General features: G+C 75.5%; 7 protein-coding genes and 2 pseudogenes. 3 read left to right on the top strand and 6 right to left on the bottom strand.

Annotation, left to right across the window (positions count from 1 at the left end):
* Window positions 1-4: 4 nt before the first annotated feature.
* Window positions 5-1387 (bottom strand): annotated as a pseudogene (locus HCK00_RS11015) (FAD-dependent oxidoreductase); the annotation flags it as partial.
* Window positions 1388-1856: 469 nt separating this feature from the next.
* On the opposite strand from HCK00_RS11015, the pseudogene HCK00_RS11010 reads away from it, so the two are divergent.
* Window positions 1857-2723: pseudogene (locus HCK00_RS11010) on the top strand (LysR family transcriptional regulator); the annotation flags it as partial.
* 304 nt (window positions 2724-3027) lie between these two features.
* Here HCK00_RS11010 and treY read toward each other — a convergent pair.
* Together treY and glgX are read right to left on the bottom strand one after the other, a co-directional pair.
* Window positions 3028-5700, bottom strand: coding sequence for a malto-oligosyltrehalose synthase (treY, locus tag HCK00_RS11005; protein ID WP_168101668.1), 2673 nt, complete (start codon window positions 5698-5700; stop codon window positions 3028-3030).
* 86 nt (window positions 5701-5786) lie between these two features.
* Window positions 5787-7994, bottom strand: coding sequence for a glycogen debranching protein GlgX (gene glgX, locus HCK00_RS11000; protein ID WP_168101667.1), 2208 nt, complete (start codon window positions 7992-7994; stop codon window positions 5787-5789).
* Between the two features lie 456 nt (window positions 7995-8450).
* Here glgX and HCK00_RS10995 point away from each other — a divergent pair, with 456 nt between their 5' ends.
* On the top strand, window positions 8451-9713 hold the full coding sequence (locus HCK00_RS10995; RefSeq protein WP_168101666.1) for a DUF5919 domain-containing protein: 1263 nt from the start codon (window positions 8451-8453) through the stop codon (window positions 9711-9713).
* A gap of 217 nt (window positions 9714-9930) precedes the next feature.
* Window positions 9931-10710 carry an exonuclease domain-containing protein gene (locus HCK00_RS10990; protein ID WP_168101665.1) on the top strand — a complete coding sequence of 260 codons (780 nt, stop codon included), beginning with the start codon at window positions 9931-9933 and terminating at the stop codon, window positions 10708-10710.
* 112 nt (window positions 10711-10822) lie between these two features.
* Here HCK00_RS10990 and HCK00_RS10985 read toward each other — a convergent pair whose 3' ends face one another.
* The 3 genes from HCK00_RS10985 to HCK00_RS10975 all read right to left on the bottom strand — a co-directional run bounded on the left by HCK00_RS10985 (window position 10823) and on the right by HCK00_RS10975 (window position 12681).
* On the bottom strand, window positions 10823-11215 hold the full coding sequence (locus HCK00_RS10985; RefSeq protein WP_168101664.1) for a roadblock/LC7 domain-containing protein: 393 nt from the start codon (window positions 11213-11215) through the stop codon (window positions 10823-10825).
* Between the two features lie 291 nt (window positions 11216-11506).
* Window positions 11507-12331, bottom strand: coding sequence for a hypothetical protein (locus tag HCK00_RS10980; protein WP_168101663.1), 825 nt, complete (start codon window positions 12329-12331; stop codon window positions 11507-11509).
* Window positions 12328-12681: a roadblock/LC7 domain-containing protein gene (locus HCK00_RS10975; protein ID WP_311765260.1), complete on the bottom strand. Its 354-nt coding sequence runs from the start codon at window positions 12679-12681 to the stop codon at window positions 12328-12330. The genes HCK00_RS10980 and HCK00_RS10975 overlap by 4 nt, the downstream gene beginning before the upstream one ends.
* Window positions 12682-12760 lie beyond the last annotated feature (79 nt).

Genomic DNA, 12760 nt, shown 5'->3' with positions numbered 1-12760 from the left:
GCGCCGAGCGCCGGTGCAGCCCCCGCCCGGCCAGGGAGAGGAAAGCCTCGCCGACCACCTGCCCGAGGGGGGACCGGGACGGTATTCGCCGGTCCGGTCCCCTGGGTCCGGTCTCGTGGCGGGCCCCGAGCCGTCCCTCTCCCAGAATCTCCGAGATCCTCGGCCCCACCAGGTGGACCCCCAGCACCCGCCCCGAACGCCCCGTTATGACCTTCATCAGGCCGGACGGGCCGGCCGCCCCCGCCGTGCCCCCGGCCGTCAGCGGGGCCGTGCACACCTCCACCTCTGCGTACCGCTCCCGGGCCTGGCGCTCCGTCAGGCCGACCGAGGCCGCCTGCGGACCGGCGTAGGTGATCCGCGGGAGAGCCGCGTAATCCAGCGGCGGCGGGGTGAGCCCTGCCAGGGTCTCGGCGACGAACACCCCCTCGGCGAAGGCCGCGTGCGGCAGGTCCGGGGAGGGCGGGGGCAGCAGGTCCCCCACGGCGTGGATGCCGGGCACCGCCGTCTCCAGCCGCGCCGGGTCCGCGAGCGGCAGGTGCCCCCGCGCGTCGGTGGCCAGCCCCGCGGCCGCGAGCCCCAGCCCGTCGGTCACCGGGATCCGGCCCACGGCGACGAGCAGACGGGCGACCCGGCGCTCCAGGGGCCGGCAGCGGGCCGGGAGCACCACCGTTCGCACCCCGTCGTCGAGCGGAACGGCGCGCTCCAGCCGGGCACCGGTCAGCACGGCGATGCCGCGCTCACGGAGCCCGTGCTCCAGGGCGCGACCGAGGTCGGCGTCCTCGCCGGGCAGCAGCCGCTCCGCCGCCTCCACCAGCAGGACGTCAGCGCCCAGCGAGCGGTGGAAGGACGCGTACTCGACTCCCGTCCGGCCACCGCCCAGCACCAGCACCGACCCCGGGGCGGCCGGTACGAACAAGGCGTCGTCCCCCGTGACGATCCGCCGCCCGTCCGGCGGCAGCCCGGGCAGCGTGCGCGGACGCGAGCCGGTCGCCAGCACGACGCCCCGGCGGGCCCGGTACTCCGTGACGCCCACCCGGACCGTGCGCGGTCCGGTGAGTGTGGCGGGGCCCCGCGCCACCCGCACCCCGGCGCGGGCCAGTTGTCCCGTGATGTGGTGGTGGGCGCGGGCGGCGAGATCGTCCCGGGTGAGGGCCAGCGACTGCCAGTCGAGCGACCCCAGGGCGGGGGGTTCCCCCCACCGGCGGCGCGCCTCGGCCATGTCGTCGAGCAGCTCGGCCGTGTGCAGCAGGGTGCGGCCCGGGAGACGGCCCCGGTGGAGGGGCCCGGTACCGAGCGGGTCGTGTTCGGCGAGGAGAACGCCGAGACCGAGGGCCGCCGCGCGCAGGGCCGCGCAGTAGCCGCCGGGCCCGCCGCCGATCACGACCACGTCGGTCTCGGTGTCCGCGTCCGTGTCCGGATGCTCCTTCCCGGAAACGCCCTCGGACAGGCCCTCGGGCGCGGACTCATGCGCGGGTCCGGACGCCCCGTGCCCCCCATACCCACCTGACGCCGCGGCCGCCCCGGCCGGTCCGCGTGCGCTCCCGTATGGGCCGGACGGGCTCCCGGACGCGCTCCTGTGCGTGATCTCGTGCGTGGCGCCGGGGCCGCCGGGCCGGGTCGCGGGCCGGGCTTCGGGCCCGGTCTCGAAAGTGTTCTCTGGCATGGGCCAAGCGTCCGCCTTTCGAGGTCCATGAGTCCAAGGTAAGGAATTCATATGGATCATGACTGTTTTTCATTGTTTCCGCCGGGCCGTGCGGCCGGCCGGCGGCGGCGCACCCGGAACTCGATGCCCACCGCGGGAGTTGACCGGGGCGAAGCTCACGGCACAGGGGGGAACGATGGGCAGCCTGCGGCAGATGGAGTACTTCGTCACCGTCGCCGAGGAGGATTCCTTCACCCGCGCGGCCGAGCGGCTGCACGTCACGCAGTCCGCCCTTTCCCACCAGATCAAGGCGCTGGAGCGGGAGACCGGGGGCCCGCTGCTGGAACGGCTGCCGCGCGGGGTGCGGCTGACGCCGATGGGCCGGGCCTTCCTGCCGCACGCCGAGCGGGCCGTGCGCAGTGCCGGGCAGGCCCGGCGGGCGGCGCGCGCGGCGGCCGGCGCGGAGGGGGGTGAGCTCCATGTGGCGACGGTCCATCCGCTGGCGGTCGGGGTGCTGCCGGAGGTCTTCGCCCGCTGGGGCCGGGAGCACGGCTCGGTGACGCTGGTGCTCCACGAGTACGCGGGCGAGGACGAGCTCCGCGAGCAGCTGGAGCGGGGCGTCGCCGATCTGGCGGTGGGCCACCGGCCCGCCGGGTGGCGCGGTCCCGTGCTTCCCGTGGGCCACGAGGAGCTGGCCCTGGTGGTGCCGCCCGACGACCCGCTGGCGGAGCGGGGCACCGTCCGGATCGCCGAGCTGGCCGGCCGCCGCTGGGTCCGCTGCGGTATGGAACCGGTGGTCGACGGGGTCCCGTTCATCGACCGGGCCTGCGCGGAGGAGGGGTTCACACCCCGCACCGCGGTCCGTACCCGGCACACCTCGGCGGCCGTGCGCATGGCCGCCGCCGGCGCCGGGATCGCGGTGGCGCCCACCCACGCCGTCACGACCGGCGGATGCGCGCTGGTCCGGCTCGAACCGCACTGGCGGCGGGCGGTGACCGTGTTCTCCCGGGTCGAACTGGCGGGCGCCGCGGCCCTCTTCGCGGAGCTCGTGGCGGAGTGCGGGGTGCCCGGCCCCGAGACGTCCCCCGCCGGCCCGGCGGCCGCGCCCCCGGCCCGCTCCGCGCCGTCACCCGCCCGGTCTCCCCGGGCCGCGCCGTCCCGGGCGGCAGCGACGGCAGCGGGGGCTGCGGAGGCTGCGGAGGCGGCGGCTTCCGGGGAGCCGCCCGCTTCCGCCCCGCTCCCGGAGGTCACGCCGCCCACGGATACGCCGCCGCCCACGGGCACCTCATCACCCACGGGCGCCCCACCGTCCACGGCCGCCCCGCCGCACCGGCCCCTCCCGCCGTCCCCGCCCGGCGCGCGTGGCTCCCACCCCGGGAATCCCGTCAGGCCCGGGTCAGCAGAGCCACCGGCCACCCGCCCAGCACCTCCCGGAGCGGAGGGGCGTCCCGCACCTCCGCGGCCGTGAGCCGGTTGCGCCACCGCCCCGGGGGCAGCGGCAGGCGGGTGTCCCGCCAGCCGCCGGAGCGTTCCAGCAGCCGGGGGAGCCGGGTGGTGACGGTGACGGCCCGGCCGGCGCGGGCGAAGGCGAGGCAGTGCCCCGCCGCCGCGCCCTCGGCCGGCAGGGCCGCGTACCCGCCGTCCCGGCCGAACCAGTCCGGGTGCTCCCGGCGCAGCCGGAGCGCGGCCGCCGTCAGCCGCAGCTTCTCCTCCGGCAGGCCGCTCGGCGGCCGGCCCTCGTCGAGCCCGGCCAGCTCCGCCGCGGCCGGCCGGAAGGGCGCGCGGTTGTCCGGGTCGACCAGCGCGCGGTACTCCCGTTCGGTGGACTGGTAGACGTCGGGGACGCCCGGCATCGTCAGGTGCACCAGTGCCGCGCCGAGGATGTTCGCGCGGACGTGCGCGCCCAGCGCGCGGGCGAAGGCCACGGCCGCGGGATGCGGGGGGCCGCAGGGCCCCGCCTCGGTGAACGCCCGCACCGCCTCCTCGTACGCCGTGTCCTGCTCCGTCCAGGTCGTGCGCAGGGCCGCCTCGCGGACGGCCTTGAGCACGGCGGGGACGAGCCGGTCCGCCGGCAGCGGCCCCGCCAGGCCGTAGCCGAAGCCGAACGCGGTCTGCCAGGCCGTCCAGGCCACATGGGCGTCCGGGGGAGCGGTCCCGGTGGACCGCGCCGTCTCCTTGGTCAGCAGTTCCACCAGCTCCGCCCACTCCAGCGGCGCCTCGGACAGCACCGCGATCCGGGCGCGTACGTCGGCGCTGCGCTTGGTGTCGTGGGTGGAGAGCACGGTGCCGGTCTCCGGCCGGTCCCGCTGGATCCGCGCGCAGTAGGTGTGGAACGCGGCCGGGGACACCCCGGGCTCCCCGGGCTCGCCGCCGACCTCCGTGGCCGAGAGCAGGGGCGTGTAGCGGTAGAAGGCGCGGTCCTCCACGGCCTTGGCACGCAGCGCGGACGAGGTCTGGGCGAAGCGCGCGCAGAACTCCCGGTGGTCGCGGGAGCCGCCCGCGGTCCCCAGCGCCAGGTCCCGCACCAGGTCCACCGTGGCGGCCTCCTCCACCGTTCCCTGCACGGGCCCGGCTGTGCCCCTGGGGGCCCCGGGCGCCACCGTGAACGCCGTCCGCGCGGCGCGGGCCGCCCCGGCGAGCATCGCCGCGTCACCCTCGGGCACGGCCTTCCCGGGCGCGGTGTAGGGGCGGTAGACCGGGACCCGCAGCAGCAGTTCGCGGATCGCGGTGCGCAGCGCCCAGGGGGCGTGGTCGCGCAGCTCCGGGTCCCGCTCGCAGATCCGGCCCGCGGTCCGGGTCAGCGCCGCCACCTCGGCGGCCAGATCGTGGGTCACCACCTCCCGTGCGGCGCACGCAGCCGTGGCCTCCCACGCGCCGCCCCGTTCGGCGGGGAGCCCGGTCGCGTCCCGGTGGAGGGCGGCCAGTTCGCGGGCGCCCGCCGGGTCGGTGAACAGGCCGTCGGCGTGGCGCAGCGCGTCGTAACCGGTGGTGCCGGCCACCGGCCAGCTCGGGGGCAGCTCCTCCGCACCGGTGAGGATCTTCTCCACCACCGTCCAGCGGCCACCGGTGGCCTCCCGCAGCCGCCGCAGATATCCCTCCGGATCCGCCAGCCCGTCCGGGTGGTCGACCCGGAGCCCGTCCACGACGCCCTCGCGCACCAGGCGCAGGATCGTCCCGTGGGTGGCCGCGAAGACCTCCGGGTCCTGCACGCGTACCCCGATCAGCTCCGAGACGGTGAAGAAGCGCCGGTAGTTCAGCTCGGTGCGGGCCAGCCGCCACCAGGCGGGCCGGTACCACTGGGCGTCCACCAGTTCGGGCAGCGGCAGGCGCTCCGTGCCCGGGCGGACGGGGAACTCGTGGTCGAAGTAGCGCAGGACGTACCGGTCGCGTCCGCCGTGGTCACCCCGTTCGCCCCGGCGGCCCCGCGCGCCGTGCTCACCCCGCTCGTCGTGCCCGCCGTTCCGGACGAGGCGGAAGTGGCGCAGTTCCGCCCCCAGCCGTCCGCCGAGCACGGGCAGCAGGATCCGCCCCCGGCCCGCCCCGGGGGTGCCCGCCGCCCCGGCCGCCCAGTCGATGTCGAACCAGCGCGCGTACGGCGAGGAGGGCCCGTCCCGCAGCACCTCCCACAGCGCCCGGTTGAGGCGTTCCGGCACCGGTACCGCCATGTGATTCGGCACGATGTCGACGACCAGCCCCAGGCCGTGCGCCCGCGCGGTGGCCGACAGCCGCCGCAGCCCCGCCTCGCCGCCCAGCTCGGCCCGTACGGCGGAGTGGTCCACCACGTCGTAGCCGTGGGCCGATCCCGGCACGGCCTCCAGGACGGGGGAGAGGTGCAGGTGGGAGACGCCGAGCGAGGCGAGATACGGGACGGCCGCCTCGGCCGCGGCGAAGGTGAAGCCGGGCTGGAGTTGCAGCCGGTAGGTCGAGGTCGGGACCGTGGCGGACCGGGCGCCGGATCCGGGGCCGGACACGGGGTCGGGCACAGCGGCGGACCGGTCGGCGGAGGGCGCCGCCGCGGCGGGACGGCCCGCCGGGAGCGGGTGCGGCACGGAGGTCATGGGAACGGTCTACCCACCGGAGCGCCCCCGGCGCCCGCCGGACGGCGCATCCGGGCCACCACGCGCGGGACCGGGCCCGGCGCGTCTCACGCGGGGCGCCGGAGCACCGTCAGGCTGCGGTCGACGAGGGACAGCTTGTCCCCCGCCCGGACCTTGCGCCCGGTGCCCGGATCCAGGGCCCGGGGCACGGCCGTGTCCACGACGACCTCCCACTGCCGTCCGTGGTTGACCGGCACGGTGAAGTCGATGGCCGTGTCCCCGGCGTTGAACAGCAGCAGGAAGGAGTCGTCCCGGACCGGCTCACCGCGCGGGCCCGGTTCGGAGATGGCGCCGCCGTTGAGGAAGACGGTGAGGGACCTGGCGTGCGCCGCCTGCCAGTCGCGCTGGGTCATCTCCTCACCCTCGGGGGTGAACCAGGCGATGTCGGAGAGATCGTCGTGGGTGCCCTCCACCGGCCTGCCGTGGAAGAAGCGGCGACGCCGGAACACCGGGTGGTCGCGGCGGAGCCGGACCATCGCCCGGGTGAAGGCGAGCAGATCCGGGTCGGTGGTCCCCGCCGCGGGCCCTCCGCCGTCCCCGGTACCGCCGTCGCCGTCCGCACGGCCCTCGGCGTCCCCACCGCCCCCGCCGTCCCCCTGCCCCACCAGACCCGGCCAGTGCACCCAGGACAGCTCGCCGTCCTGGCAGTAGGCGTTGTTGTTGCCGTGCTGGGTGCGGCCGAACTCGTCGCCGTGGCTGAGCATCGGGACACCCTGGGAGAGCATCAGGGTGGCGAGGAAGTTGCGCTGCTGGCGCGCGCGGAGCGCCAGGACGTCCGGGTCGCCGGTCGGCCCCTCGGCGCCGCAGTTCCAGGAGCGGTTGTGCGACTCGCCGTCCCGGTTGTCCTCGCCGTTGGCCTCGTTGTGCTTGGCGTCGTACGACACCAGGTCGCGCAGGGTGAAGCCGTCGTGGCAGGTGACGAAGTTGACGGAGGCCAGGGGGCGCCGCCCGTCGCTCTGGTAGAGGTCGGAGGAGCCGGTGAGCCGGGAGGCGAACTCGGCGAGGGTGCGCGGCTCACCCCGCCACAGGTCGCGCACGGTGTCGCGGTACTTGCCGTTCCACTCGGTCCACAGCGGGGGGAAGTTGCCGACCTGGTAGCCGCCCTCGCCCACGTCCCACGGCTCGGCGATCAGCTTCACCTGGCTCACCACGGGGTCCTGCTGCACCAGGTCGAAGAACGAGGAGAGCCGGTCCACCTCGTGGAACTGGCGGGCGAGGGTGGCCGCGAGGTCGAAGCGGAAGCCGTCCACCCGCATCTCCGTCACCCAGTACCGCAGCGAGTCCATGATCAGCTGGAGGACGTGCGGGCTGCGCATCAGCAGGGAGTTGCCGGTGCCGGTGGTGTCCATGTAGTACCGCGGATCGTCCGTCAGCCGGTAGTACGAGGCGTTGTCCAGGCCGCGGAAGGAGAGGGTGGGGCCCAGGTGGTTTCCCTCGGCCGTGTGGTTGTAGACCACGTCGAGGATGACCTCGATGCCGGCCTCGTGCAGCGCCCGCACGGCCGACTTGAACTCCAGCACCTGCTGGCCCCGGTCGCCCCAGGAGGCGTAGGCGTTGTGCGGGGCGAAGAAGCCGATGGTGTTGTAACCCCAGTAGTTGGCGAGTCCGGCGTCCACCAGCCGGTGGTCGTTGACGAACTGGTGTACGGGCATCAGCTCCAGTGCCGTCACTCCCAGCTCCGTCAGATGCTCGATGACGGCGGGGTGGGCCAGGGCCGCGTAGGTGCCGCGCAGCTCCTCGGGGAGGGCGGGGTGGAGCATCGTCAGGCCCTTGACGTGGGCCTCGTAGAGCACGGTGTGGTGGTACTCCGTGCGGGGCGGCCGGTCGTCACCCCAGTCGAAGTAGGGGTTGATGACGACCGACGCCATGGTGTGCGGGGCGGAGTCCAGGTCGTTGCGGGTGTCCGGCTCGCCGAAGTGGTAGCCGTAGACGGACTCGTTCCAGTCGACCGCCCCGCTCACCGCCTTGGCGTACGGGTCCAGCAGCAGCTTGGCGGAGTTGCACCGGTGCCCGTGCCGCGGCTCGTACGGGCCGTGCGCCCGGAAGCCGTACCGCTGGCCCGGCATGACGCCGGGCAGGTAGGCGTGGCGCACGAAGGCGTCGGACTCGCGGAGCTCGACCGCCGTCTCCGAGCCGTCGTCGTGGAGCAGGCACAGCTCGATGCGCTCGGCGGCTTCCGAGAAGACCGCGAAATTGGTCCCCGCTCCGTCGTACGTGGCGCCGAGGGGGTACGGCTGTCCGGGCCAGACCTGCATGATGTCGACTCTTCTCCTGAACCGGTCCTGCGCCGGGCTCCGTGGGCGGGGCGCCCCCCGGGCGGGAAGAGGAATCCTCGCCCAACCGGCGGCGCTCCGGAACGTTTTCGGCGGATCTCCCGGGAAGGGCGGAGCTTCCTCCTAACGTTTCTCCCCTCTTCTTCTCTTTCCCTCTTCGCCTCTTCCCTTCTTCTGCGGGTTCCCGGCCCCGGGGGTCACCGGGGCCCCCTGGGACGTCTTCCCGGAGACCGGCCGGTTCCACGCGCCCTCCCGCATGCTGTTCTACAGGGCGGAACGAGAACACCTGGGCAGGCGCGGCGTTGGCGCGCCACGGCCCGGACGCGGGCCACCACCACCGTTCCCTCACGGCTCGGCGGGGGCTTCCGGGTGCACCGGCTCCCGCGCACGCAGTAGGCTCCGGTGATCGAGGACCCGGGGGCGGAAGGCGGTGCGCAGGTGAGCTCGGGCGGTTTGGAGCTGCCACCTGGTGACAGTGGTCAGGACGGCGGCCCCGTGGACGTCTCAGGCGTCCCCGGCGGCGCCGACGTCCCGCCGGGCACGGTGTCCCTGGCCCGTCCGATGGAGATCGGGGCGGAGCTGGACTGGGACGCCGAGGTCTGGGACGAGGTGCGCACCCGCGCCCGCCGGGCCGGGCGCGCCTACATATGGCTGAATCTGGTGGAGCAGCGTCTGCGCGCGGTGGTGGCGGCGGTGCTGCGCCCCGTCTACGAGCCGGTCCACGGCGACGAGTGGGTGGTGGCCGCGGCCGGGCCCGCCGGGCACGAGTGGGTGCAGCGCGCCGTCGCCGTCCGCGAGGTCAGCCGGCGCAAGGGCTATCTGCTCGACCCGGCCGACGACAACGTGCTCAGCTTTCTGACGCTGCCGCAACTCCGTGAGCTGGCGGTGCAGCACTGGCCGTGCTTCGAGCCGTACTTCGACGACCGTCGCGACCTCGAACTCGCCCTGGACGAGCTGGAGGTGGCGCGCAATGTCGTCTCCCGCAACCGCGCGCTCTCCCAGGCGGTGCTGGCGCAGGCGGAGCGGGCCGCCGCCCGGCTGCTCGCCATCCTCGGCAGCGGCGCCGCGACCCCGTCGGCGGGCCGGCTGCCCGTGGACGCCGTCGAGGAACTGGTCGGTGACCGCTACGCGGACGTGGCCGGGGTCCATCCGGACCGGGTACGGCTCCAGCGGCAGCTCCCGGCCGAGGACCTCTTCGGCGGTGCCCGCCGGCTCGACGCCATCGGCATCGGCCTCAACCTGCTGGTGCAGAACTACTCGGGGCGCAGGCTGGTGCGGCTGGCCGAGGCCGGCTGCCGTACGCGGCTGCTCTTCATGAACCCGGCCAGCAGCGCGGTCCGCCGCCGCGAGCGGGAACTCGGCCTGAAGAAGGGCGAGCTGAGCCGTTCCGTGGAGATGAACATCCTGCACATGCGGCGGGTGCGGGCCCGGCTGCGGGACACCGGCGCGTTCCAGATCAACGTCTTCGACGAGACGCCGCGCTTCACCGCCTACCTAGTCAACGGGGACGGCCCCGACGGGCTGGCCGTCGTCCAGCCCTACCTGCGGCGGGCCCGGGGCATGGAGGCGCCCGTGTTCGTGCTGCGCGGCGGGCGGCGGCAGACGGTGCGCCACGACCCGGCGGAGCGGGAGCACGGGCTGTTCGACACCTACCGTGAGGAGTTCGAGAGCGCCTGGGCCGACTCCCGTCCCGTCTCCTGACGGCCCGGGCCGGCCGCTGTGGCGCCGCGGCGCCGTTCCACCGTGCCGCCGTGCCGGTTCCGGACGGACGCCTGCCGGCGGCACCGCCCCACCGCCCGCCGGGACGCACCGTACGGAACCAGCCATTCCGTTCGGCGGTCCGTCAGACGGGTGTTGTCAGTGCGCGATGGGAAAGTGGAGCACATCGGGGGAGGCACGACACACGAGGAGAGCCGTCATGGGGTGGCACCGCGAAGCGCTGACGGGGTTCGACCTGGAGACGACGGGCACGGACATCGAGTCCGACCGCATCGTCACGGCGGCCCTCGCCGAGCTGAGGCCGGACGGCGGGCCGGGCGCCGTACGGAGCTGGCTGCTCGACCCGGGCGTCCCGGTCCCGGCGGAGGCCACGGCGATCCACGGCATCACCACCGGCCACGCCCGGCGTCACGGCCTCCCCGCCGCGGCCGGGGTCGCGGAGATCGTGGCGGCCGTCGCCGGCATCCTGCGCGCCGGGCGGCCGCTGGCCGTGATGAACGCCCGGTACGACCTCTCCCTGCTGGACCGGGAGTGCCGGCGGCACGGCGTCGCCCCGCTCGCGGCCCGGCTGGGAGGGGCGCCGGGCCCGGTGATCGACCCGCTGGTCCTCGACAAACACGTGGACCGCTACCGCAAGGGCAAGCGCACCCTCCAGGCGCTCTGCGCGCACTACGAGGTGGAGCTGGCGGGTGCGCACGACGCCGGGGCGGACGCCCTCGCCGCCGCCGGGGTGGCCGTCCGCATCGGCCGGCTCCACACCTCGGTCGGCTCGCTGGAACCACCCGCCCTGCACGACCTCCAGATACGCGCGGCGGCCGATCAGGCCGCCTCCTTCCAGCGCTATCTGCGCCGCACCTCCGACCCCGCGGCGTATGTGGAGCGCGCCTGGCCGCTGGTGCCGCCGCAGCGGGAGCGGGCGGGCGGGGACCCGGCCCCGGCGCGGGCCACCGGGCGCGGCGGCGCCCCGCGCCCGGCCTGAGGGGGCCGGCGGCTCCGGCCCGGCGGCTCCGGCCACGGTGCCCGGTGGAGCCGCCGGACCGGTACGGCCCGCCCCGTACGGCCCGCCCCGTGCGGTGCGACGCCGTGCCGCTTCAGGCAACGGGCGCGTCCGCCGCGAGGATCTCGGCCAGTTGCTCGACGACGGCGGGGACCTCCCGCCGGAGGCCGGCCAGGTCCAGTCCGTCGTCGCCGAGGACGGTCAGCAGGGCGCGCTCGCCGACGGCCTGGACGACGACGTGCCGGCCCGCGCTGCGGGCGGTCACCTCCCCCAGCTCACCGCCGCCGACCTCGTGGGCCATGCGCCGGCCGATGCTGTGCGTCGCGGCGGAGAGCGCGGCGACGGATTCGGGCTGGACGGTGTCGGCGTCGGCGGCGACGAGCAGCCCGTCGGCGGTGGAGACGACCGTCTCAGTCACCCCCAGGACCCGTTCCCGCAGGGAGGTCAGGATCTCGACGAGGGGTTCGGGACCGGGAACGGTGGACATGCGGTGCTCCTTGCTCCATGGCACGGTGGCTGGTGGGCGGTCGGTATGGGCCGGTTCAGGGCAGGCCTTGGAGCCCCGCGCGCACACGGCGCAGCAGGAGCAGGCCGGGCTGGTGTTCGGCGAGGTCGTCCGGCGGCCGGGGCAGTCCGGAGGAGGCACCGGGCCGACGGGTGATCAGGGGCGGCCCGGGTGGGGCGGTCCGGGCTTCCGCTCCCCGGGGCGGGCGCCCGGCCCGGACCGAGCGGGCCACGGCCAGAGTGCGGCGCTTCGCCGTTCGGCGGCGGCGCGACCTCACTCCGGGACCGTTCGGTGCGGATGGTGGGTTCCCGGGGTGCGCCGGGGGAGGCTCGCCGTGGGGGATGGTGCGGCGCCCGGCTCGTGTTCGGGCCGGCGCGGTGCCGTGCTCGGCCGTTCGCCCGTGGCGGCCTGGGCGCGGAGCAGCAGTCCGAGCCGGTCCATCCGGGCCAGGTCGAGCATCACCGCGTAGGTGCCACGGCCCAGGGCGAAGGCGATGTCGCGAGGGGTGCGGCGGCCGTTGACGACCCGCAGCAGCGTGGCGTAGCGGGGCGGGACCCGCGCGGGGACGTCCGCCGCCGGGAGGACGCGGGACCGGGCGAACTCCGCGGGCGGACCCCACACCTCGGCCAGCAGGGTCAGCCGCCGGGAGGTTTCGTCCGTGACCCGCCGGGGGGTGAAGGACGGTCCCGTCACCGGGCACGGGGCCGCCTCCGTGACCTCCCAGCCGCCCGGCGGGGTGAGCGCCAGCGCGAGGGCGGCGTCGAACAGCGCAGCGGTGCAGGCGATCCGGAACTCCTGCGGGGTGAGCAGGCCCCGCGCGCCGAGTTCGGCCTCCAGACCGCCGTCGTGCGTACCGCCGGCCGCACAGGCGGACCGCCACCCGGCCGCGTCCACCCGGCCGGACTTCAGCAGGATCGATTCTGCGCTGGGTGCGCCCGGGGTCTCCACCGCGACGATCAGGCCCTCGCGGAGATGGACGCTGCCGCCGGGGGACCCGGAGAGGACCACCGTGCCGGTATGCCGCTCCCGGTGCAGCTCCTCCAGCAGACCGGGGACGTTCCGGGGGCCGCCGCCGGGGCCGCCGCCACGGGCGCTCATCGCGCCGCGCCGTCGGCGTAGAGGCCGAACCGGTGCAGAACGAGGGCCAGGTTGGCCTGCTCCCGGTCGAGGGTGGCGGTGAGCAGCAGAGGATCCCCCTGCCGGGGCAGTGCGCGCAGGACGATCTGGTGCCGGGCGCCCGTGACGACGACGCTCTCCAGCTCACCGCGCGCGCCCGCGACGTGCAGCCGGTCACCGATGAGGGTGGCCAGTCCGCTGCACTCCGCGGCGTCCAGATCCCGGGCCCCGGCCTCGCCGTAGGTCAGTCCCGTGACGGCGTCGACGAGGGCGACGCCCCGGACTCCCGGCATGTCGAGCAGATCGAGCAGGGGTTCTTCGACAGCGGACACCGGTGTCCCTTCACTGGCGCTTCACAAGCTGATTGCAAGCACAGTAGTTTATTTCCGAAACGCCAGATCGCTTCTGGCC

It is taken from the genome of Streptomyces zingiberis, assembly GCF_012034935.1.
GTDB classification, from domain to species: Bacteria; Actinomycetota; Actinomycetes; order Streptomycetales; family Streptomycetaceae; genus Streptomyces; species Streptomyces zingiberis.
Note: the sequence above shows the minus strand (reverse complement) of the source record. Positions and strands in the feature narration are given on the sequence as shown.